Origin of the sequence: Microbispora sp. H13382 (assembly GCF_014161445.1) — a bacterium.
Taxonomy (GTDB): domain Bacteria; phylum Actinomycetota; class Actinomycetes; order Streptosporangiales; family Streptosporangiaceae; genus Microbispora.
The window spans coordinates 473,900-496,238 of sequence record NZ_JABBXA010000001.1 but is presented as its reverse complement, the minus strand read 5'-3'; the positions used below and the strand labels follow the sequence as shown (position 1 = coordinate 496,238).

The window sequence follows — 22,339 nt, the reverse complement described above, 5'->3', positions numbered from 1 at the left end:
TGCGGCACCCATATCGGGAGAGGTATGACATGTAGGGAGGCCGCACGATGGGGGGCAGCCCGCATGGACACCGGCGTACGAGGACGAGCAGGCTGTGAACCGTGAACGAGCGCACCGACCCGCAGAGCGGCCGAGCCGCGGCACGGACGCGGCACCCGGCCCGCGCCCTGTTCTGGCGGCTGTTCGCGATCAACGGGCTGGTCTTCACCGTCGGGACGTTCGTGCTCGCGCTCTCCCCCGCCACGGTGTCCTCACCGGTCCTGCTCGCCGAGGTGCCGGTCCTGACCGTGGGACTGGCCCTGATCATCGCCGCCAACGCGCTGCTGATCCGCAAGAGCCTGGCCCCGCTGGACGCGCTCACCACGCTCATGCGGCGGGTCGACCTGCTGAGGGCGGGCGACCGGCTCACCGACAGCGGCAACGGCGATCTCGCCCAGCTGATCGGCACGTTCAACGAGATGCTCGAACGTCTCGAAGCCGAGCGCAGCGCCAGCAGCGCGTACGCGCTGGCCGCGCAGGAGGGGGAACGGCGGAGGATCGCGCGCGAGCTGCACGACGAGATCGGCCAGAGCCTCACGGTGGCCCTGCTGTCGCTCAAGCGCGTCGTCGACCGGGCGCCCGAGGAGCTCCGGGAGGAGCTGTGCTCGGCCCAGGAGACGGTCCGCGCCAGCCTGGACGAGGTGCGGCAGGTCGCCAGACGGCTGCGGCCCGGAGTCCTGGAGGACCTCGGCCTGCACAGCGCGCTGAGCGCGCTGAGCAGCGATTTCTCGCAGGCGAGCGGGATCGCGGTCACGCGTGAGGTCGACCCCGCCCTGCCGGCTCTCAGCGAAGAGGTCGAACTCGTCCTCTACCGGATCGCGCAGGAGGGGTTGACGAACGTGGCCAGGCACTCGAAGGCCCGCCATGTGGAGCTGTCGCTCACGCAGGAGAATGGACAGCTCACGCTGCGCATCGCCGACGACGGGCGCGGGGGCGTCCACAAGGAGGGCGCCGGGATCCGCGGCATGCGCGAGCGCGCCCTTCTCATCGGCGCCCGGCTGACCGTCGACTCCCCGCCCGGCGGCGGCACGGACGTGCGTCTGGTCGTACCCCCACACGCGGTGAAGGAGAGCTGATCCGTGGGAAGCCCCAGAACCCGCATCCTGCTGGCCGACGACCACGCGCTGGTCCGGCGTGGACTGCGGCTGATCCTCGACGCGGAGCCCGATCTCACGGTGGTCGCCGAGGCCGCCGACGGCGCCGAGGCGGTCGAGGCCGCCCGATCGGAGGAGATCGACCTCGCCATCCTCGACATCGCGATGCCCCGGATGACCGGAATCCAGGCGGCGCGCGAGATCTCACGACTCGCGCCCCACATCCGGATACTGATCCTGTCGATGTACGACAACGAGCAGTACTTCTTCGAGGCGCTCAAGGCCGGCGCCTCGGGCTACGTGCTCAAGTCGGTCGCCGACCAGGACCTCCTGGAGGCCTGCCGGGCGGCGATGCGCGGGGAGCCCTTCCTCTACCCGGGTGCGGTCACCGCCCTCATCCGCGACTACCTCCAGCGCGCCCGGCAGGGCGACCGCATGCCGGACAGCATCCTGACGCCCCGGGAGGAGGAGATCGTCAAGCTCATCGCCGAGGGCAACTCGGCCAAGGAGATCGCGGAGACGCTCTTCATCAGCGTGAAGACCGTGGACAGGCACCGCGCGAACATCCTGCAGAAGCTCGGCATGCGCGACCGGCTCGAACTGACCCGTTACGCCATCCGCGCCGGCCTCGTCGAACCCTGACCGAGGTTCCCCGCGGTGTCAGAGGTTGACCACGACGTCAGAGGTTGACCACGACCGTTCCGGCCGCGCGGTCGTGCAGGCCGCGCCGGTCACGGTCCCAGATGAGGGCGGGCACGGCGAGGCACAGCAGCAGCGTGCGGACCAGCACGCCGAGGAAGCGCGGCCGCCCGCCGTCGAGCCCGGCCACGCGGATGCCGAACAGGCGCATCCCCAGCGTCATGCCGACCGTGCCGACGAGAAGGACGTACTCCGCGGCGAAGACCCCGAGGCCGACCGCGCCGATGTCGTTGCCCTGGACGCGCAGCAGGCCACCGGCGATGGCCCAGGTGCACACCAGCCAGTCGACGAGGACCGCGCCGATCCTGCGTCCCCACCCGGCGACCGCCCCGGGACCCTGCTCCGGCAGGCCGAGGCGCTCCCCCGGGTAGCCCAGGTCCGCCCCGGCGGCCCGCGGGCCCCCGATCCAGGTCTGCGTCCAACGCGGCTGCCGGTCACTCATGGTTTCCCAGCGTATCGGGGAGGGTCACCGGTCTGGCGTCCGGCCACGAAGCCGGAGATCATGGGCAGGCCATCGCATGAAATCCCGGTATGGTGAGTCGCTTCCGACCTGAGCGTTTTGGAGGGAACCGTGCGGCCGGCGGACCCCGATGACATCGACGCGCGCTTCGAGGCGCTGGTCTCGCAGTTCGACCAGGACGAGATCCGGCGGATGACCGCCGCGGCCGGGACGGCCTCGTTCTCGCCGGCACGGCGGCGTCGCCCGGCCGCACTGGCGGCGATCGCGGGCCTGGTCGTGCTTCTGGGACTCGTCGTCGTCCTGCGGCCCGACGTCCTGGAGAAGTTCGGCGTCGTCCGCCCGTCCGCCGCCGGCGGCGAGGACGTGGTCGTCTCCGGCCCGGTGGTCGCCCGGCCCGGGCCCGTGCTCACGCCCATCCCGGACGGCGAGGAGGGCCTGTTCGACCACGGGCCCGTCCCGGCGCCGTCCGCCGGTCCCTTCGCCGGCACCCCCGCCACCGGGTACGCCGACGGCGAGCAGGGACTGGTCATGCCCGCCGCGCGGGCGCTCGGCGGGCTCACCGAGGAGGAGGTCGGCCAGGCCCTGCTGCGCGTACGGCGGCTGCTGTCGGCCGCGCACCTCGACCCGGCCACGGTGCGGGGCGAGCTCCCGGTGGCGTTCGCCGGCCTGCTGCATCACCGGCAGCGCGAGGCGTTCCTGCGCCGCCTCGACGACGGCGGCCCCACCGGCACCCGGTCCTGGCTGTTCAGCCTCGCCCCGGGCACGGCCGAGCCGGTGGGAGACGTCGTGAAGGTCTCCGGCGAGACGACGATCGCCAAGAGGGCCGGCGGAGGCGTCACGATCACGGCGGACTACCTGTTCGTCCACCCGGTCAGCCGGCCCGGCACGCCCCTGGTCGTGGCGAGGGTCGTCGAGCACCACAGGAGCGAGTTCTCCGCGTACCGGGAGGACGGCAGGCTGGTCGTCTGGCTGGCCAAGGACGATTCGGCCCTCTTCGGCGCCAATTGCGACGCGGACGACGGTTTCGTTCATCCGCGATTTCCCGGGGATCCCCAGAAAGCGCGGCCGTCCGGCGAGCCCGTCGATCCCTACGACCGGGCCTCCGGCGTCTCCGGCGTTTCCGGGGGGCCGCGCTGTCCGGCCGCGTTGGGCACCTGACCTGCGAGAAAGCCGTACGATGGAGACCGGGGAACGGCGGGCCGACGTTATCGCCGCGACCGCCCGGGTAGCGCTTTCCCTTAACACGCGCGAAACAGTCGAGACACGGGGCGGAAACGGCACCGGCCTACTTTCGGGTTGCTAGCCCATGCCCCTGGGAGGTTCGAGAGTGTTCAACTCCGCCGATGACGTCCTCAAGTTCATCCGGGACGAGGGTGTGCAGTTCGTCGACGTCAGGTTCACGGACCTGCCGGGGACGACGCACCACTTCACCTTCCCGTCCGAGAACTTCGGCCCGAACGTCTTCACCGACGGCCTCATGTTCGACGGCTCGTCGATCCGCGGGTTCCAGGCCATCCACGAGTCGGACATGCTCCTGCTGCCCGACCCGACGACGGCCGTGCTCGACCCGTTCCGCCAGCACAAGACGCTGAACATCAACTTCTTCGTGCACGACCCGCTGACCGGCGAAGCCTACAGCCGCGACCCGCGCAACGTCGCCCGCAAGGCCGAGGAGTACCTCAAGGGCACCGGCATCGCGGACACCGTGTTCTTCGGCCCCGAGGCCGAGTTCTACATCTTCGACGACGTCCGCTTCGAGACGCGCGCCAACGCCGGCTACTACTACATCGACTCCATCGAGGGCGCCTGGAACACCGGCAAGGCCTCCGAGGGCGGCAACCTGGGATACAAGCCCCGTTACAAGGGCGGCTACTTCCCGGTCCCGCCGATGGACCACTTCACCGACCTGCGCTCGCAGATGGTCCGCAACCTCATCGAGGCCGGCATCGAGACCGAGATGCAGCACCACGAGGTGGGCACCGCCGGCCAGGCCGAGATCGACTTCCGGTTCGGCACGCTGCTCCAGACGGCCGACAAGCTGATGCTGTACAAGTACATCATCAAGAGCACGGCCATCCAGGCGGGCCGTACGGTCACGTTCATGCCCAAGCCGATCTTCGGTGACAACGGCTCCGGCATGCACTGCCACCAGTCGCTCTGGAAGGACGGCGAGCCGCTGTTCTACGACGAGGTCGGCTACGCCGGTCTGTCGGACATCGCCCGCTACTACATCGGCGGCCTGCTCAAGCACGCCCCGTCGCTGCTGGCCTTCACCAACCCGACGGTGAACTCCTACCACCGCCTGGTGCCCGGCTACGAGGCCCCGGTCAACCTGGTCTACTCCCAGCGCAACCGCTCGGCCTGCGTCCGCATCCCGATCACGGGCTCGAACCCGAAGGCCAAGCGCATCGAGTTCCGCGTGCCGGACCCGTCCTGCAACCCGTACTTCGCCTTCGCCGCCATGCTCATGGCCGGCATCGACGGCATCCGCAACAAGATCGAGCCGCCGGAGCCGGTCGACAAGGACCTGTACGAGCTGCCGCCGGAGGAGGCCCGCAACATCCCGCAGGTGCCGGGCTCGCTGGAGAAGGTGCTCGACGCCCTCGAGGCCGACCACGACTACCTGCTCGAGGGCGGCGTGTTCACGCCGGACCTCATCGAGACCTGGATCGCCTACAAGCGCGAGAACGAGGTCGACCCGATCCGTCTCCGCCCGCACCCGCACGAGTTCGAGCTCTACTACGACGTGTGATCCGCTGACCTGTTGACCTGGGCGGGAGACCGTACGGACCCCGCTCAGGGCACATCCAGGGCACTCACGTCCGCAGGATGGCCATCGACCGGCGCCGCACCGAAGGCACGGTCGATGGCCTTTCGCATGCGTTCCTCCCCCGACGTCATACGAACGGCGAGAAGATCACGGCACTGCTGCGGCGGTACCGTGTTCAGAAGCGGTAGCCGGCATGCTCGGCGCGGGCGCCCACGGCGCCGGTTCGAGCCGGACGGTGGCCGCGGGACCGGCCGGCGTGCCGCCGTCGCCGTTCGCGAGCGCTTCAGGACGGCCTGGTCTGCTCCCCTGTCTCACTGTTTGAAGGTCGGCCGAGCGTCCTCTCTGATGATTTCCACCATGTCGTCGAATTCGGGAAGGCCGCCGGCGGGAGCGCGGACGACACCGGCTTGAGACGGTCTGGGTGCCGTTATGGTCGCGGCCGCGCCCCAGGACTGGATATCGGTTCTGACGCCGCTCCTGCTGAAGGGCTTTCTCTGTCCCTGGGTGGTCCAGCTTGAGGTGACCATGAAGGGGAGACCCCGCCTGTCGAAGGCGACGCTCCACCTCAGGACCAGATTCGCGTAAGCAGGGTCGGGTCCTTTCCCCGCCACCTCGCGGAACGTGGGTGAGAGCCGGTAGAGCTCGGCGAACGTGATGGTGCCGTCGTAGAAGCCGGTCACCTTGAGGTCCGGGGTTTTGCCGGCGGGATTCGGCAGGTTGAACTTGCGCCTGTCCGCGTGGGCGATCAGTGCCTTGAGCGTCGCGATCTCGAAGATGTTGACGACCTGGTCGCCGAAGGCCGTGGCTCCGGCGCTGCGCTTGCCGCGCGCCGCCCAGGTCTTTCCCTTGGGCAGGCCCGCGGTCCACAGGCGCCCGGTGCTGTAGAACCGGCCATCCGTATTGACCCAGCGATGCGACTGAGTCTGCGCGATCAGGCTCTGCGAGACCAGATCGCCTTCGGCGGCACGTTCCTTGGCCAGCGGGAGATCATAGCGGCCGAACTGCACCTGGCGCGTGATGCCCGCCGCGGCGACGCCACGCCTGCCGAGAAGCAGCGTTCCGTTCTGCAGCACATTGAAGCGGTACGGATTGGACTGGTGACCGTCATATTTGCTCCTGGCCCCGAGAAAAGCGCCTCCGTACTGGGTGAACCTGACGCTCGCGCCCTTGGCGAGCTGGTTCTGCACGGCTCGGACCACATCGGGAACGGCGGCTTCGGCCACGGCCGGGACGGAGAGCGTCACCGCCGGACCGACAAGTACGGCGGATAAGAGAACTGGTAATCGGCGCATCAATACATGCCTTCGATAAGAGCCGGAAATCGGATATAACGATCTTCAATGGTGCGGCAGCGTAGCATTTGCGGAGGCGAGCACGAGTCGTTTCTCGCAGAGCCCGGATTTCCTCCGACCGCCCATCTGCGGGTCGATGATTCAGCGGGCGTTTTCCCCGTGGCTCCGCTCGTACTTCTCCGGATCGAGAAAGTACTCAAATGCTTGGGTCGTGGCCTTGACGACGACGGGATCCCCGATGGGCGCGGGCCAGATCTGGAGGTAGTGGTCGTCGACGGCGTCCTCTGTGCCCTCGGTGTCCATGCCCTTGACGTGGTACCGGATGCGATAGGCCCCCGGCCCTGCCGGGAGAGCGGGCAGGGGGCACATGACACTCTCGCCGAAGCTGAACCCCGTCATCTCCAATCGGCCCGACCCGGACACGTAGCTGACTTCCACGATGTCCTCATAACCCTCCCGGTCTGCCCCCGGATCCCGGTCGGCGACCGTCACCGTGAAATTGGCCGGTCCCCACTGGTGGGTGATGTGCAGGGTGGCAAAGCCCTTCTCGACCTCGATGATCCGAGCGGACTGGGCCGGCGTTTCCACATCTTCGCTGAATTCATCGTCCGCCAGGTAGGCGACACCGCAGTCCTCCACTTCCACCTGCAGGCGTACGGTCCGCTGCTGATCGTCACTCATGGGCGCAGAGCGTAGACACCGCCACCGACAAGATCGATCGTGGAGTGGTGACCCGGTTGAAGTGCGAGCCTCGGCCCTGGGCGGTGAGGTGATGATCTGTCCGCCCTGGAGGGCCTGCGTCTGACCGCGGTCACCGCGGCCCTGTTCACCCACTGCGGGACGCGTGGGAGCCCATCACCGGGACGGTGGTGAGAGCACCAGCGAGTTCGGGAAGCGTGGAGACGACGACCGAACCGCCGATGCCGGCGAGATGTTTGCGGCTGCCGTTCCTGCTCACCACACCGATCGCCCGGATGCCGACTTCTGCCGCCACCCACATTCCCAGGACGGACATGCTGACCAGGGTGCAGCCGGACGGTTCCGCTCCCAGCGCCTTCACCGCCTGCCGCACGAGGTCGACCCCCGGCCATTCCGACAACGCCGGCCGTTGTTCACGCCCGACGACCGCCTCCGCCAGGTGGCGTAGGCCGTGCAGGTCGAGGTATGCCTCTATAGCGGCGGAGCAGGTGTCGCCGACCACGACGACGCGCCTGCCACTGGCCCGGCAGGCCTGCAACACCTCCTGCGCTCCCGATGCGGGCACGGCCGTCGTGGCCGCCGCCAGCTCGGCCTCCCTCACCATCTCCTCAGCCTGCGCGCCGTAGTTAGGGCCGACGCTGTAGGCATAGCCCATCTTGGCGAGAGGGTCGGGCTCGATGGCAGTCAGGACCGACATCCTGTGCCCTGCCGAGAAGAGCATCTCGTAGATCCCGTTCGCGATCGCCGCCGTGTCCACACCGCGGAAGAAATCACAAAGCGTCCCGTCGAGCGGGATCAGAACGGTGTGGGTCCGTGCCAGGACCCGGGCGACATGCGGCCGCACCCTCATGCTCATGAGCGGAAATCTCTCACAGAGACGATCGGCGGCTGAATTCACGCCGTCGTGCCTGGGATGTCTACCGCAGCCGTACGCGTACGTTCACCGTGCTGTGCCATACGGCGGGAGGGCGGGGGTCCTGCGCAGCAGGAGCGTGAGAGCGCCGGTGGCGGTGAGCAGGAGCACGGCGAGGGCGACGACGCCCGGCCACCCGGCGTCCGTCCAGGCGCGGCCCGCGAGGCTGCCGAAGACGGAGGACCCCAGGTAGTAGGTGAACAGGTAGAGCGACGCGGCCTGTCCCGTGGACACCCCGCCCGCGTACGCCCGGGCCGGGACCCATCCGCTGGCCACTCCATGGACGGCGAAGAAGCCCGCGGTCAGGAGCGCGAGGCCGACGACCACCACCGGCAGCGAGGACGACAGCGTGACCAGGGCGCCGGCGACGGCCAGAAGGCAGCCCAGCGGCGTCACGGTCCGGCGTCCGCGGGCGTCGGCCAGCCGGCCGAAGACCGCGGAGCTGACGGAGCCGACGGGATAGACGAGGAACATCAGGCCGGCGGCGCCGAGACCGAGGTGGAACGGCGCGTCCGCGAGCCGGAAGCCCAGGGTGTTGAACACCGCGACCAGGGCCCCCATCGAGCAGCCGCCGATGCCGTACAACGCCAGCAGTCCGCGGTCCGACAGCGCGCGCAGGCTCCCCCGCAGGAGTGCGCGGACGCCCGCCGGGGCCGCGACGAAGCGCCGGGAGGCCGGAAGCAGCACACGTACGGTCAGGGCGCACAGGAGGCCGAGGGCGGCGGCCGCGGCCAGGGCCCAGCGCCAGCCGACGGCCTGGGCGACCCCGCCGGTCAGGAGGCGGCCGGCCATCCCGCCGAGCGCCGTGCCGCCGACGTACAGACCGGCGGCGCGGGCGTGCGTGGACGGGTGCAGCTCCTCGCGCAGGTAGGCGGTGGCGACGGCGGGGAGCCCGGCCAGCGCGACGCCCTGGAGCAGCCGCAGGACCATGAGCGCCGGCCAGCCGGGCGCAAGCGCGCACGCCGCCGCGACGACGGCGGACGCCGTCAGCGACAGGTGGATCAGCCGGGTGCGTCCGACGACGTCGGACAGGGGGCCGGCCACCAGCAGCGCGACGCCGAGCCCGAGCGTGGTGAGCGACACGCTCAGCGTGCTCTCCGCGGTGGACACCCCGAACCGCGCGGCGAGCTCGGGCAGGATCGCCTGCGTGCTGTACAGCAGCGCGAAGGTCGCCACCCCGGCGGCGAACAGCGCGACGACGACGCGCCGGTAGCCGGTGGTTCCCGGCAGGTGTCCTTCCACGGCGGAGGTCTCAAGAACAGCGGTCACCCCCACGACTGTGCACTTCCTGGGCATATGCGTCCAATGCGATGAAGAGCCAGTTTCGATGCGTCATGCGTATGATGGCGGGCATGCTGCTCCGGGACCTGTCCTGGCTGGTCGCCCTCGCCGACCACCAGCACGTGACCGACACCGCCGCCGTCCTCCGCACCAGCCAGCCGACGCTCTCCCGCGCCCTCGCCCGGGTGGAGGCCGAGCTCGGCACCCGGGTGTTCGAACGCGCGCCGGACGGCGTGCACCTGACGCCCAACGGGACAGTCGTGGTGGCGGCCGCGCGCGACCTCACCGCGCGCTACGAACAGCTCCTCGCCGACCTCCGGAGCCTGCTCGACCCGGACACCGGCGTGGTGCGCCTGGCCTTCCTCGACTCCATCGCCACCTCCCTCGTCCCCCGGTTGCTGCGCTCCTTCCACGAGTACGCGCCCCGGATGCGGATCCTGTTGCGCCAGGAGCCGGCGCACGAGATCGTGCGGGACCTGCGCACGGGGGCGGCCGATCTCGCGATCGTGTCCCCACGCCCGTCCGGAGACTTCGGCTGGCACCCCCTGCAGGAGGAGCGGCTCGTGCTCGTCGTGCCGCCGAGCCACCGGCTACGCGACCGCAAGGAGGTGGAGCTGCGGGAGCTGGCGGACGAGGAGCTCGTCACCACGCCGGTCGGCTTCGGCTACCGGGCCCTGGTCGACGCGCTGCTGCGCGACGCCGGGGTGTCCCCCGCGGTCTCCTTCGAGAGCCAGGACCTCGCGACCATCGAGGGCCTGGTCGCGGCCGGGCTCGGCGTGGCCGTCGTCCCGGAACCCTTCGCCGGCCAGTCCGGCACCGTCGGCGTCCGCATCGCGGCGGAGGCCGCCCGCCGCACCATCGGCCTCACGTGGCGTACGGACCACGCCCTGGCCGCCCCTGCCGTCCGATTCCGGGACTTCGTCGTGACGCCCGATGCGTGAAACTACGATGACCTGATGCGCCGGACCGGCCCGAAGCCGTACTGGAACACCAACGTCGCCCGGCACGCGGGCATCCTCCGCGCGGTGCCCGAGTGGTGCGGCGACGCGCTGGACGTCGGCTGCGGCGACGGCCTGCTCGCGCGGAAGCTGACCGGCCGGGCGAAGCGCGTCACCGGCCTCGACAGGTCACCGGCGATGATCGCGCGCGCCCGCGAGCTGTCCGCCGGACGGCCGGAGCTCACCTTCGTCGAGGGCGACTTCCTCACCGCCGCCCTGCCCGTCGAGGGGTACGACTTCGTCTGCTCGGTGTCCGCGATCCATCACATGGACTTCGACCCCGCCCTCACCCGGATGCGCGAACTGCTGCGGCCCGGCGGCACGCTAGTGGTGGTCGGTCTGGCCCGCGAGGCGTCTGCGGCCGATTGGGCGGCCACGATCGCGGCCGCCCCGGTCGTACGGATCGTCAAAGTGCTGCGCCGCGCGCGGGAGCCCGAGGGGATGCCGGTGACCGGCCCGCGGATGAGCTATGGGCAGGTGCGGGCGGCGGCACGCCGATCCCTGCCCGGCGTGCGCTACCGCCGGCACGTGCTCCGCCGGTACTCCCTCACCTGGACGAAGCCCTAGTGCTCCTCGCCCGTGCGCAGGAACTCCGGCCGGGAGCGGTCCCAGCCCGGCACGTCCAGCGCGTTGAGCGCCGAGACGATCCGCTTCTCCTCGTAGACGAAGTGCGTCTCCATGAGCGCGGCCAGGCTGTCCAGCTCGCGGCGGACCTCCACCGGGTCCGCCGCCTGGTCCAGACGGCCGGCGAGGTCCTGGAGCCGCCGCAGACAATCCTCCACCAGGCGGTGGTCGCGGCGTAGTTCCTCCAGCACCGGGCGCAGCTCGGGGAACCGCCGGGCGAGTTCCGGGAACGCCCCGTCGTCCTCACCCGTGTGGTGGCGGTTCAGCGCGGAGCAGAAGGCGAGGCAGTGGGCCCGCAGTTCGCGGGGGCGGGCGCCTCCGGCGAGGTGGGCGTCGATGTCCTCGCGCAGCGCCGCGAGCTCCTCGCGGAGCCAGATGTGCACGTCGATCAGCTGGTTGCCGAACGCCCTCAGGCGTCCATGCGATGTCGTCAAGGTCGTCCCTTGTACCGGCGCCTCCATGCCCTCGGCGGTCTCCTTGCCGGGTGCACCGCGACGCTGGCAGAGGATCTATCACCACGCCGGCCGATGCGTCAACGGTGCGGGGACCGGCGGTAGCGGACCTCGGTCAGCGGGAAGCCGTCCGACTCGTCCCGCTGCACGGCCCCGTCGGGGCGCCAGCCGCCGCGCTCGTAGAACCGCCGGGCTCGGGCGTTCCCCTCGACGACCCAGAGGGTGGCCTGCTCGTACCCCGCGGCGGCGAGGTTGTCCAGTGCGGCGGACATGAGCCGCCCGCCGACCCCGGCGCCCCATACCTCGGGCATCAGGTAGATCGCCGAGACCTCCGCCACCGAGGCGGGATCGACGTCGTCGTCCCGGCCGGGGCCGAACGCGGCGAATCCGGCGACGGAGCCGTCCACCTCCGCCACGAGGACCTCCGTACGCCGCGGGGACTCCCCCAGCAGCCGCTCCCACACGGGCAGACGCATGGCCGGGGTGAGACCGTCGAGATGGGCCTGGGGCATGAGCCCCGGGTAGGCGGCCTGCCACGACCGGACGTGGACGGCGGCGATCGCCCCGGCGTCCGCCGGTTCGGCGCGTCTGATGACCATGCACACTCCGTATCCGCTTTCGGCCGCCGATTCCGGCGCCCGGTTATCCTCTCGCGGGGACGAGCGGCGGCTCCATAATGGGCAGGTTCGTACGTAAAGGCGAATCATTATTCGTAATCGGCTTTGCGCGTGCTTTGTTCTGGCCTAACCTCGTCGTTCGTGAAACTCGCCATGATCGCGCTCGCCGGTTCGGTGACGCTGGGGCTCGTCCCGGCCGTCTCCTCCCCGGCCGCCGCCCACCCGATCAAGAACACGACCCTCACCGGCAACCGCCTGTACAGCGCGGGACCTTTGCCGACCACCTCCTGCCGGGAAAGACCGGTGAAGAAGAACAACGCGGCGTCGGCCAAGAGCTATCTGGCCGGTGTGCTCAGATGTGTCGACCGCTCGTGGACCGCCCAATTGCGCAAGGCGGGCCTGAAGCAGTCCCGGATGAAGCTCACCTACGCCGACAAAGTGCCGGCGAAGTTCTGCGGCGTGAAGTGGCGCAAGGACGATTGGGACGCCTACTACTGTGACGAGAGCCGTACGCTTCTGATCGTGCTCTCGAAGGACCTCCTGGAGGATCCGGGAGATCTCTATCTGTTCAACCTGGTGGCGACGTTCTACGGCGAGCACGTGCAGAACGCCGCCGGCATCTACCGGGCCTGGATAAACCTCGACTCCCGGAACAAGGCCGAGCTCGCCGAGCAGAACCGGCGCTACAACCTGCAGGGCCACTGCTTCGGCGGAGCCTTCATCCGCAGCGTCTGGAAGTCCCTCCACCGCGACCCCGAGGACTGGGACGACCTGCTCTACTACGTGCGCGGCTGGGCGGGCAAGGACGGCGGCAGCAGGAAGTCGATCACCTACTGGGCCAACGCCGGGTTCAAGTCCGGCGACCCCGGCTCCTGCAACACGTGGGCCGCCCCGTCCTCCAAGGTGGCGTGACGTGGTCTCCGGCACCGGCTGACCGCGTCGGCGTGGGCGGCCCGGCCGGCGCGGCCGGCCGCCCACGCTCACGTCGGCCCCGGAGATCCCGTCGTACGTCCACATCGGCGTCGTGCGCCCTCGCGCCGCCGCGCGCCGCTTCCCCGGTCACCGTCGCCGGGACCTGACATTTCGCGGTGCTGTCCGGTCGTACCTGTGAGAAGCCGAGATCGCACACCGAATCGAAGGGACGGGTGGCGATGCCCACGCGACGCGAGGAAGACGAAGCCACGATCAGGCGGCAGATCGGCAGGATCGTCGAAGGAATCCGGGCCGGGGACCTCGAAGGCCTGAGGCGGCTCTACGCGACGGACGTCGTGTCCTTCGACGTCGAGCCGCCACTGCAGCACGTGGGGATAGACGCGAAGCTGAAGAACTGGGCGAACGTGTTCGCGTTCTTCCGGGAGGTGGATTACGAGGTTCGCGACCTGACCCTCACCGTGGGCGATGACGTGGCGTTCGGTCACTGCTTCGGCCGGCTCAGCGGCACGATGAGGAACGGGACGGCGACGAGCGGCATGTGGGTCCGGGGCACTTTCTGCTTCCGGAAGACCGGCGGCGACTGGTTGATCGCGCACGACCAGGTTTCCGTGCCGCTCGACATGGCGAGCGGCCGGGGAGTGACCGACCTCGAGCCCTGACGCGGGCGGTGCCGCCGGTGACGCCTCGGTTCGTGCCGACCGCGGCGTCACCGGAGCCGGAGTCTGCCCACCGAGCGGGCCGTCTCCTCCCGGTCCGGCGGCTACTCCATCGCGCTGTTCGGCGCGGGCCGGGCCGCCTCCCGGCGCCCGGGCATCCCGACCGCCGCCGCCGCACGGCCGGGCCGCGGCGCCCGGGTACGGCGGACAAGGACCAGGCCGGTCAGCACGATGACGAGGCAGAGCCAGGCGAACGCGTCCCCGAGCCGGGTGTAGAGCGTGGCGCCCGGCCCCGGCGCCACCCGGGCGGACGCGACGGCGAAGTCGCGACGGCGGGCGGTCACGTCCTCGGCCAGCACCCGCCCACGGCCGTCGGCGATCATCAGCGTGCCGCGCTGCCCCGACCACGCCGTGGCCAGCCCGTGCTCCACCCCGCGCAGCAAGGCGGTGCGGCTGTGCTGCCACCCGTCGACGTCCTCGTCCGACGCCGGCACCGCCAGCAGGGCGGCCCCCGCCGCCGCGTAGTCACGGGTGGGCGCGGGGACGTTCACGTCCGCGCAGACCTCCAGGGCGACGCGGGAGCCGCCGGGGAGGAAGACCAGGTCGTGGCCGGGCCGCAGGGCCTCGCCCGGCCCGGCGTTCCACTTGTGGTACTCCACCGGCGCGCCGCCGTCCGCCGGGATCGCCAGGGCCGAGTTGTACCTCCCCTCGGCCGTGGTGTGGAGCAGCCCGGCCACGATGGCCGTGCCTTTCGAACGGGCGACGCGCGCCATCGGGCCCACGAGCGACGCCAGGGAGGCGTCGTCCGCGGCGAACGCGGCCTCGGGCAGCACCACGAGCCGCACCCCGGCAGGCAGCGCGGCGATCCGGTCCGCGTATGCCCTGAGCAGCGACTCACCCTCGCGGGTCGAGACGTCGACGCCCCAGTGGCCCCCGGCCCTGGCGACCACGGCGACGTCCTGCGGGCTTCCCGTGCCGGGCGCGCCCTGCAGCCGGAGCACGCCGTACCCGAGGGCGAGCGCGAGCACCCCGGCCGCGGCGGCCCCGGCGCGCAGCCGTACGGCCCACGGGACACGAGGCGCGTACAGCGCCACGGCGGAGGGCGTCCAGCCGGGCGCGAACAGCGCCGCGAGCGCCGAGGACGCGAACAGGACGAGGTACTCCACCCCCCAGGCACCCGTGACGGAGGCGATCTGGACCACCGTGGTGACGTCGGCCTGGGAGGTCGCGAGCGGCCCCAGGACACCGGAGGGACTGGCGAGCGAGGCCAGGTAGAGGCCGCTCACCCAGGCCGCGGGGGCGGCGAACGCGGCGAGCGTCACGAGGCCGCGGACGACGAGCGCGCGGAACAGGAGCGTGGTCAGGGCGAAGAGCGCCGACCCGCCGACGATGATCGACAGCGCGGCCGGCAGCGGGATCGCGAGGGACGGGCGGGGCCGCAGGAGGTAGTCCCAGCTGCCGGCCGTCCCGGCGAGGTACGCCGCGAAGGCGACGGCGGCGCTCCACCCGGCGGTGACCCGCGGGGCCAGCAGGAGAACCGCCAACGGGGCGAGCCAGGCCACGGCGGGCACCGGGGACAGCCCCGTGCCGATCGAGAACGACGAGGCCGAGCACACGAGGACGGCGGCCACGGCCACCGCGCGCCGCGCGCGATCCGTGCCCCCTGCGGCCCGCGAGGCCGCCGTACGTGGTTCAGCGGGTAAGCCCATTGATCATCCTCCACGCGGACCGCTCGCACAGCGAACGGAACTCCTGCTCCGGCATGCCGATCCGGTTGCCCAGGTAGAGCTGGACGAGGCCCTGGACCAGCGCGATCACGCCCATGGCGACCTCGAGGGGGTCGTCGGGCCGCAGGCGTCCCTCCCGCATGCCCTGCTCGATCCCCTCGACCACGTGGCTGAACGGCACCGCGCCGCCGCCGCGGAAGTCCTCGGGGAATCGGCGCGCCTCCTCCCTCCGGTCGGTTATCAGGAACGTGTACAGATGGGGCCTGCTCAGCGCGAAGTCGAGGAAGTCGTCGAGCAGGCCGTTCATCCGGGCCTCCCAGCCCCCGTCGGCGCCGCGCCTGCCCCAGTACCCCGCCATTTCGCGGAACGAGGCCTCCGCGACGGCCCCCAGCAGGGCGTCCCTGCCGGGAAAGTGCCGGTAGATGGCCATCGGCGTCACGCCGACCGCCTCCGCCACCCGCCGCATGGTGACCGCCTCGGCTCCCTCCGCGACGAGGATCTCCCGCGCGGTCGCCGCGATGCGTGCGGCCGTGTCCCCCTCGATCATGGTTAACACTGTATACGCATTAGATCTACGGCGTATACATGACGGCGGCCCGAGACGGACCAGGTGCCGTGCCGCCGCGCGTCAGGAGGGGGTCGAGCCGGAGGTCCTGGCGCGAAGGCCGCTCACGCGGCGCAGGATGTCCCACCAGAACGGCGCGCCGAACAGCAGGGCCAGCAGGGTGACGAGGAATCCCGGCCAGTGGCCCGGCGACGTCAGACGCCCCCACCAGTCCCCGCCGCGCCAGGCCCAGGCCGGGCCGCCGGAGGCGTCCATGGTGACGCTCACCGGGGCGTGCGTGAAGATCTTCACGAACGCCGGGGTGCTCAGCACGTCGGTGACGCACGCGTAGGGGTCCCGGCCCGGCTCGCACTGCTCGCGCAGGGGTTCCAGCGCCTGGGGGCCGGACTGGCCGAACGCGGTCACCGCGCTGCGGTAGGCGTTGTCGCGCAGCAGGCTCTTGCCGTACTCCAGCGAGTCCATGCTGAACACCAGCGTCACGACGAGGCCGAGCGCGACGAGGACCCAGCGGACGTAGCGCCGGTAGAGCAGGCTGAGCCGCTCCATCTCGCCGTCGAACCAGTCCTCCACGCCCCGCCGGAACGCCTCCAGGTCGTGGCTCGCCCTGTCCCACACGGCCTTGAGCGGCCGGGAGAAGGGGCTCTTGAGCGCGTCGAGGTCCCGCATGAGGGTCTCCACGCCGCCGTGTTCGGTGGCGATCTCCAGGACGGCGACGGCGAAGCGCGCGGGCGGGATGTCGGCGATGCTCGTCCGGCCGCGCTTGGCGTGGTCGATCTCCTGCAGGCGCTCGTGGAGCAACTCGGCCATCGACTTGCCCTGAGCGGGCGGCAGCACGGCCGAGGCGTCCGCGGCGAGGACGGCGGTCTCCACCGGGTCGGCCTGTTCCGCCGGGTGCGCGGGGTCCACCCGCGCGTCCGCCGGAGCCGGGTCCGCCGCCGTCCCGGCCGCCGCCATCTGCTCGGCGGCCACGGAGCCGGCGGCGGCGGCCAGCGGCGGGCTCTCCACGGGCGGCGGCTGGCGGCTGAAGGCGGGCCGCGGGTCCCGGCCGAACGGCAGCCGCGCGAACACCCCCATCACACTGGCGGGCAGGCGCGAGCGGCCCTCCTCCGGCGAGGCCGCCTGCGTCAGCGGCGGCCTCGCCCTGCGCCCGAACCTCTTCAGGACGTCGAGGACGCGGTCGAGCCGGGAGGTCCCGTCCGCCGTCTCCGCGCCGTCGAGGGTGTCGCGCAGGTACGCCCACAGGAACTTGCTGCGGATTCCGAGCAGCCTGACGATGCCCTCGTTGATGCCGCTGACGAGAAGCGACAGCAACAGGAAGGCCAGGACCAGTCCGATGGCCAAATCGGCGTAATACGAGATCAAAGAGATCACCCGTACCGTTGATACAGCGTCGCCCTCTGCACGGGCAATGCTTTCCGCGACCCTCGGTCTCGATCGAACGGCCCAGGCGTGATCACGCAGATGGATAAGATCAGGTACAACCACGTCCCTCTGGAGTACGGCAATGGCCGACGAGACGCCCACTCCCGCGGAGCCGGACGAGGTCCCCTTGCTTGCCGACCGCGTACACGGCGGGTACGGGGCCGTGGGCCGGAAGCTCTGACCCGGCCCAGGGCCCCGCTCAGTCCTCGTAGAAGACGCGCTCGACCACGGTCCTGGCCCGCCGGGTGGCGCGCCGGTAGTCCTCGATGAAGTCCTCGGTGCCCTCCGGGGGATAGCCGAGGGCCCGCGCGAGCAGCACGCGCTCCTTGACCGGGGTGGGGATGCTGTCGGCCGCCCGGCCGCGCACCAGCATGAGGGCGTCGCGGATGCGCGAGGCGAACAGCCAGGCCTCCGCCAGCACCGCCTCGTCAGCCGGGTCGAGCAGGCCCTCGCCCGCCGCCGCGCGCAGCGCGTCCAGGGTGCGGGTGGTGCGCAGCGCCGGTACGGCTCCCGCGTGCCGCAGCTGGATCAGCTGGGCCACCCACTCCACGTCGCTCAGCCCGCCCCTGCCGAGCTTGGTGTGCAGGGCCGGATCGGCCCCGCGCGGCAGCCGCTCGGCCTCCATCCGCGCCTTGAGCTTGCGGATCTCGCGTACGGCGTCGGCGGAGATGCCCTCGGCCGGGTAGCGCAGCGGATCGACGAGCACGACGAACTCGTGGCCGAGCTCGGCGTCGCCCGCGCAGAACCGGGCCCGCAGCAGCGCCTGGGCCTCCCAGTGCGAGGCCCAGCGGTCGTAGTAGGCCCGGTAGGAGGCGATCGTCCGCACGAGCGGCCCCTGCCGTCCCTCCGGCCGCAGGCTCGCGTCGATCTGCAGCGGCGGGTCGGGGGCGGGCAGCGCGAGCAGTCTGCGCGTCTCCTCGGCGACCGCGTGCGCGGCGTCGGTCGCGTCCCGCTCGGCCACCCCCGGCAGCGGCGCGTGCACGAACATGACGTCGGCGTCGCTGGCGTAGGAGCTCTCCAGGCCGCCCAGGCGGCCCATGGCGATCACCGCGATCCGGGTCGGGAACGCGGCCCGCCGCTCCAGCGTGACCTTGTTGATCGCCGTGTCCAGCGCCGCCTGGATCGTGACGTCGTTGAGCGACGAGAGCGCCTGGCCGACCTCCTCGATGTCGATGAGCCCGGACAGGTCGGCGCAGGCCGTGCGGAGCAGTTCCCTGCGGCGCAGGGCCCGGACGGCGGCGACGGCGTTCTCGGCGCTCCCCGCGTGGCGGCCCACCGCGGCGGCGGCCTCCGCGGCGAGCGTCGCGGCAGGCCGTACGGCCAGCTCGGCGGGCGAGCCCAGCATCGCGACGGCCTCGGGCGCGTGCAGCAGCAGCCCGGTGACGTAGCGGCTGGTGCCGAGCAGGTGGGCGAGCCGCTCGGCCACGGCGGTCTCGTCGCGCAGCAGGCGCAGGTACCACGGCGTGGTGCCGAGTTTCTCGCTCACCTGACGGAAGCCCAGCAGGCCGGCGTCGGGGTCGGGGGCGTCGGCGAACCAGCCGAGCATGACCGGCAGCAGCGTCCGCTGGATGGCCGCCCGGCGGGAGACGCCGCTGGTGAGCGCGGCGATGTGGCGCAGCGCGCCCTCGGGGTCGGCGTATCCGAGCGCCTCCAGCCGCGCGGTGGCCGCGGCCGTGGACAGGCGGGCCTCGGTCTCCGGCAGCCGGGCGACGGCCTGCAGCAGCGGCCGGTAGAACAGCTTCTCGTGGAGCCGCCGCACCTCCAGCGCGTGCCGCCGCCAGGTGGTGGTGAACTCCCCCACCGGGTCGGTCGTCATGCCCAGCCCCCGGCCGAGCCGCCGCAGGTCGGCGGTGTCCGACGGCACCACGTGGGTGCGGCGCAGCCGGTGGAGCTGGAGCATGTGCTCGACCTGGCGCAGGAAGGTGTAGGCCTCGGCGAGCGACTTGGCGTCGTCGCGGCCGACGTAGCCGCCTCTGGAGAGCGCGGCGAGGGCCGACAGCGTGGCCCGGCGGCGCAGCAGCGGGTCGGACCGGCCGTGCACGAGCTGGAGGAGCTGGACGGCGAACTCGATGTCCCGCAGCCCGCCCGGCCCGAGCTTGATCTGCCGGTCGGCCTCGCCCGCGGGCACGTGCGCCTCCACGCGGCGGCGCATGGACTGCACGTCCTCGACGAACTTGGGCCGGGCCGCGGCCTGCCACACCAGCTCGTTGACCGCGGCGACGTACTGCTGGCCGAGCTCCAGGTCGCCGGCGACGGGGCGCGCCTTGAGCAGCGCCTGGAACTCCCACGTCTTGGCCCACCGCCGGTAGTAGGTCAGGTGGCTCTCCATGCTGCGTACGAGCGGGCCCATCTTGCCCTCGGGGCGCAGGTTGGCGTCCACCTCCCACAGCGCGCCCTCGGGGGTGCTCGCCGAGCAGGCCCGCATCATGCCCTGCGCCAGGCGCGTGGCGGTCTGCAGCGCCTTGGTCTCGTCCACGCCCTCCTTGGGCTCGGCCACGAAGACGACGTCGACGTCGGAGATGTAGTTCAGCTCGCGGGCGCCGCACTTGCCCATGCCGATGACGGCCAGGCGTACGTCGCCCGCGTCGGCCACCTCGGCCCTGGCGACGGCGAGCGCGGCCTCCAGCGCGGCCGAGGCCAGGTCGGCCAGCGCGGCGGCGACCTCGGCGAGCGTGCACTCGCCGGTCACGTCCCGCGTGGCCAGGTGCAGCAGGCGGCCGCGGTAGGCGACGCGCAGCGCGTCCATCGCCGGGCCCGGCTCGGTGGCCGTGGTCCCCCCGGTCACGCCCGCGGCCACCGGCTCGGCGTCGTCCGGGTCCGCGCCGACCGCGAGCAGCATCTCCTCACGCAGCTCGCCGGTCGCGGGCCACTGGGTCCACCGCGTCGCGGGCAGGCACTCCGGGTGCCGTACGACGTGCTCGCCGAGCGCCGCGCTGAGCCCGAACACGCCGAGCAGCCTGCGGCGCAGGTCCGGGTCCGCGCGGAACGCCCCGAGCACGCTCGGGTCCCGCTCGACCAGGCGGCTCAGCGTGGTGAGCGCCAGATCCGGGTCGGCGGCCCGGACGAGGTCGTCGAGCAGCGCGAAGTCGCCGACCGCCTCGGGGCCGAGCTCGTCGAGCAGCCTCTCGGCCCGCGCGCCGTCGGCGAATCCGAGCGCGGCCAGGCGCCCTGCCGTCGTCTGTATCCGAGGCGCGGCGTTCACCGTTCCTTCCTCCACCCCGACGTCGATCACGTCGGCCCCCCGAGACAAACCTTCCCAGTAACGGTACACATGGGATGGAAGCCTCCTCGCAGAGATCGGTCCCTCCGGGGAGCCGACCTTGGCTGTCGTGGCCCGGCGCCTGCCGGGCTCAGCGCACACGCTAACCCTCAGGGTTGTGCGCGTCCTTAGCGGTTTCTCTGCGTAATCGGCCCATCACGCGTTTTGGCCGCGCACCCGTGCGGCGACGGCAGGGAGGGTCAGGACCGGGCGAGCAGGGCCGCGAACGCCTCGGCGAGCGGCCTCCAGGTGCGCCTCAGCTCTTCCTCGGCCGCCTCGACCTGCGCGTTCAGCTCTACGGCCCGCTCCGGCGGCAGGTCGCCGCCGACGGTCCAGGAGGCGAAGATCTCGGGCGTGGCCTCGGGATGGAACTGCACGGCCCAGGCGCGGTCGCCGAGCCGGTACGCCTGGTTGGCGTACATCGTGCCGGTGGCCAGCCGTACGGCGCCCTCGGGCAGGGCGGTCATGGCGTCGTAGTGGTACTGGACGGCCCTGACCCGGCCGTCCGGAGGCGCGGGCAGCGCGGACAGCAGCGGGTCGGCGGCGGCCCCGGGCAGCGGCTCGATCTCCCCCAGCCCGATCTCCACGCCCGCGGCGCCGCGCTCGACCGTGCCGCCGCAGGCCATCGTCATGAGCTGGGCGCCGAGGCAGACGCCGAGCGTCGGCACCTCCTCGTCGACGGCGCGCGCGAGCAGGTCCCTGGTGGCCGGCAGCCAGCCGTACCCCTCGTCGTCCCAGGCCGCCGCGGCGCCGCCGAGAACCAGCAGCCCGGCGGGGGCACGGCCGGGCACCGGCTCTCCCTTGTAGGGCCGGACGACCTCGGCCTCGACCCCCGCGGCCTCCAGCCATCCGGCGAAAAAGCCCAGACCGGCGTCGGCCTCGTGCTCGATGACGATCAGACGTTCACCCATGGGGCAGAGCTTAAAGACACATATCGGGACAGGCGATACCTGAGGGGGTCGTACCGTACAGTCCCCACCATGAACATCGACGAGGTCGCCGTCCCCGGCGGACGGCTGCGGATCGCCCGGTTCGGCGGCGGTCCCCGCCTGATCATCGCGGCGCACGGCATCACCGCCTCCCTCATGTCGTGGCGGGGTGTGGCCGAGGCGCTGCCGCCCGGCTGGTCGCTGGTCGCCGTGGACCTGCGCGGGCGCGGCCACAGCGCCGGCCTGCCCGGCCCGTACGGCCTGGACCGGCACGCCGAGGACCTGGAGCGGGTGGCGGAACACGTCGGCGCGGACGGCACGAGCGTCCTCACCGGCCACTCGATGGGCGCCTACGTCGCGGCCCTGCACGGCGCGCGGCGGCGCTACGCCCGGGTGGTGCTCGTGGACGGCGGCCTGCCGCTGCCGCTGCCGGACGGCGCCGACCCCGACGAGGTGCTGCAGGCCACGCTCGGCCCGGCCATCGCCCGGCTCTCGCAGACCTATCCGAGCGTGGAGGCCTACCTCGACTTCTTCCGCGCCCATCCCGCGCTCGCCCGGGACTGGTCCCCGCTCGTCGAGGAGTACGTCCGCTACGACGCCACCGGGCCGGACGGCGCCGTCCGCTCACGCGCCCGCGAGGACGCCGTACGACAGGACGGCCGCTGGCTGCTCACCGAGCACGAGGCGATCGTGACGGCCCTGAAGGCCGTCGAGCCGGCGCCGCTCCTGCTCCGCGCGCCGAGGGGGCTGCTGAATCAGGACGTCGGCATGCTCCCGGACGACCTGACCGCGCGGTGGGCGGCGGAACTGCCCGGTCTGCGCGACGAGGTCGTGCCGGACTGCAACCACTACACGATCCTGTTCGACCCCCGCTGCGCCGCGGTCGTGGCCGCCCGCCTCACCGGATGAG

Annotated in this window: 21 protein-coding genes; 9 read left to right on the top strand and 12 right to left on the bottom strand. The window is 71.8% G+C overall.

Annotated elements, in window-relative coordinates; all coding sequences use genetic code 11:
* Positions 1–101 precede the first annotated feature (101 nt).
* Positions 102–1,115 (top strand): sensor histidine kinase, encoded by a 1,014-nt coding sequence (locus HHX41_RS02135; protein ID WP_169978785.1) that lies wholly within the window; start codon positions 102–104, stop codon positions 1,113–1,115.
* A 3-nt stretch (positions 1,116–1,118) separates the two neighbouring features.
* On the top strand, positions 1,119–1,775 hold the full coding sequence (locus HHX41_RS02130; protein ID WP_169978787.1) for a response regulator transcription factor: 657 nt from the start codon (positions 1,119–1,121) through the stop codon (positions 1,773–1,775).
* 37 nt (positions 1,776–1,812) lie between these two features.
* Here HHX41_RS02130 and HHX41_RS02125 read toward each other — a convergent pair whose 3' ends face one another.
* Positions 1,813–2,274 carry an RDD family protein gene (locus tag HHX41_RS02125; protein WP_169978789.1) on the bottom strand — a complete coding sequence of 154 codons (462 nt, stop codon included), beginning with the start codon at positions 2,272–2,274 and terminating at the stop codon, positions 1,813–1,815.
* A gap of 129 nt (positions 2,275–2,403) precedes the next feature.
* On the opposite strand from HHX41_RS02125, the gene HHX41_RS02120 reads away from it, so the two are divergent.
* A complete protein-coding gene (locus HHX41_RS02120; protein WP_182904587.1) occupies positions 2,404–3,450 on the top strand; it encodes a hypothetical protein in 1,047 nt (348 codons plus the stop codon).
* A 169-nt stretch (positions 3,451–3,619) separates the two neighbouring features.
* Positions 3,620–5,044: a type I glutamate--ammonia ligase gene (gene glnA, locus HHX41_RS02115; RefSeq protein ID WP_169978793.1), complete on the top strand. Its 1,425-nt coding sequence runs from the start codon at positions 3,620–3,622 to the stop codon at positions 5,042–5,044.
* A gap of 329 nt (positions 5,045–5,373) precedes the next feature.
* Here the strand turns inward: glnA and HHX41_RS02110 are convergent, their stop codons facing one another.
* The 4 genes from HHX41_RS02110 to HHX41_RS02095 all read right to left on the bottom strand — a co-directional run bounded on the left by HHX41_RS02110 (position 5,374) and on the right by HHX41_RS02095 (position 9,235).
* Positions 5,374–6,306: a hypothetical protein gene (locus HHX41_RS02110; RefSeq protein ID WP_182904586.1), complete on the bottom strand. Its 933-nt coding sequence runs from the start codon at positions 6,304–6,306 to the stop codon at positions 5,374–5,376.
* 189 nt (positions 6,307–6,495) lie between these two features.
* On the bottom strand, positions 6,496–7,035 hold the full coding sequence (locus HHX41_RS02105; RefSeq protein WP_182904585.1) for a hypothetical protein: 540 nt from the start codon (positions 7,033–7,035) through the stop codon (positions 6,496–6,498).
* Positions 7,036–7,180: 145 nt separating this feature from the next.
* On the bottom strand, positions 7,181–7,909 hold the full coding sequence (locus tag HHX41_RS02100; protein WP_182904584.1) for an HAD family hydrolase: 729 nt from the start codon (positions 7,907–7,909) through the stop codon (positions 7,181–7,183).
* An 84-nt stretch (positions 7,910–7,993) separates the two neighbouring features.
* Entirely contained in the window at positions 7,994–9,235 is a 1,242-nt protein-coding gene (locus HHX41_RS02095) for an MFS transporter (protein WP_220503633.1), read from the bottom strand.
* Between the two features lie 83 nt (positions 9,236–9,318).
* Here HHX41_RS02095 and HHX41_RS02090 point away from each other — a divergent pair, with 83 nt between their 5' ends.
* The gene (locus HHX41_RS02090) at positions 9,319–10,188 is read left to right on the top strand and encodes a LysR family transcriptional regulator (protein WP_182904582.1); all 870 of its coding nucleotides are present in this window, start codon (positions 9,319–9,321) and stop codon (positions 10,186–10,188) included.
* Between the two features lie 15 nt (positions 10,189–10,203).
* Complete coding sequence (locus HHX41_RS02085) at positions 10,204–10,812, top strand: bifunctional 2-polyprenyl-6-hydroxyphenol methylase/3-demethylubiquinol 3-O-methyltransferase UbiG (protein ID WP_182904581.1); 609 nt, start codon at positions 10,204–10,206, stop codon at positions 10,810–10,812.
* Here the strand turns inward: HHX41_RS02085 and HHX41_RS02080 are convergent.
* The gene (locus HHX41_RS02080) at positions 10,809–11,303 is read right to left on the bottom strand and encodes a hemerythrin domain-containing protein (RefSeq protein WP_220503632.1); all 495 of its coding nucleotides are present in this window, start codon (positions 11,301–11,303) and stop codon (positions 10,809–10,811) included. The two genes, HHX41_RS02085 and HHX41_RS02080, sit on opposite strands and share 4 nt — an antisense overlap.
* 98 nt (positions 11,304–11,401) lie before the next feature.
* On the bottom strand, positions 11,402–11,920 hold the full coding sequence (locus tag HHX41_RS02075) for a GNAT family N-acetyltransferase (RefSeq protein WP_182904579.1): 519 nt from the start codon (positions 11,918–11,920) through the stop codon (positions 11,402–11,404).
* Positions 11,921–12,079: 159 nt separating this feature from the next.
* Between HHX41_RS02075 and HHX41_RS02070 the strand changes: the two genes are divergently transcribed.
* Positions 12,080–12,850: a neutral zinc metallopeptidase gene (locus tag HHX41_RS02070; protein ID WP_182904578.1), complete on the top strand. Its 771-nt coding sequence runs from the start codon at positions 12,080–12,082 to the stop codon at positions 12,848–12,850.
* A gap of 239 nt (positions 12,851–13,089) precedes the next feature.
* Positions 13,090–13,530 carry a nuclear transport factor 2 family protein gene (locus HHX41_RS02065; RefSeq protein WP_182904577.1) on the top strand — a complete coding sequence of 147 codons (441 nt, stop codon included), beginning with the start codon at positions 13,090–13,092 and terminating at the stop codon, positions 13,528–13,530.
* 101 nt (positions 13,531–13,631) lie between these two features.
* On the opposite strand, the gene HHX41_RS02060 is transcribed toward HHX41_RS02065, so the two are convergent.
* From HHX41_RS02060 to HHX41_RS02040, 5 genes are all read right to left on the bottom strand, one after another.
* Positions 13,632–15,236, bottom strand: a complete 1,605-nt coding sequence (locus HHX41_RS02060) for a nitrilase-related carbon-nitrogen hydrolase (RefSeq protein ID WP_182904576.1) — start codon at positions 15,234–15,236, stop codon at positions 13,632–13,634.
* Positions 15,220–15,801 carry a TetR/AcrR family transcriptional regulator gene (locus HHX41_RS02055; protein WP_169978820.1) on the bottom strand — a complete coding sequence of 194 codons (582 nt, stop codon included), beginning with the start codon at positions 15,799–15,801 and terminating at the stop codon, positions 15,220–15,222. The genes HHX41_RS02060 and HHX41_RS02055 overlap by 17 nt, the downstream gene beginning before the upstream one ends.
* Positions 15,802–15,882: 81 nt before the next feature.
* Entirely contained in the window at positions 15,883–17,190 is a 1,308-nt protein-coding gene (locus tag HHX41_RS02050; RefSeq protein WP_310741726.1) for a hypothetical protein, read from the bottom strand.
* 250 nt (positions 17,191–17,440) lie between these two features.
* Positions 17,441–20,443 carry a bifunctional [glutamine synthetase] adenylyltransferase/[glutamine synthetase]-adenylyl-L-tyrosine phosphorylase gene (locus tag HHX41_RS02045; protein WP_182904575.1) on the bottom strand — a complete coding sequence of 1,001 codons (3,003 nt, stop codon included), beginning with the start codon at positions 20,441–20,443 and terminating at the stop codon, positions 17,441–17,443.
* 257 nt (positions 20,444–20,700) lie between these two features.
* Positions 20,701–21,411, bottom strand: coding sequence for a type 1 glutamine amidotransferase (locus tag HHX41_RS02040; RefSeq protein WP_182904574.1), 711 nt, complete (start codon positions 21,409–21,411; stop codon positions 20,701–20,703).
* Positions 21,412–21,480: 69 nt separating this feature from the next.
* Here HHX41_RS02040 and HHX41_RS02035 point away from each other — a divergent pair, with 69 nt between their 5' ends.
* Entirely contained in the window at positions 21,481–22,338 is an 858-nt protein-coding gene (locus HHX41_RS02035) for an alpha/beta hydrolase (protein ID WP_182904573.1), read from the top strand.
* Position 22,339 lies beyond the last annotated feature (1 nt).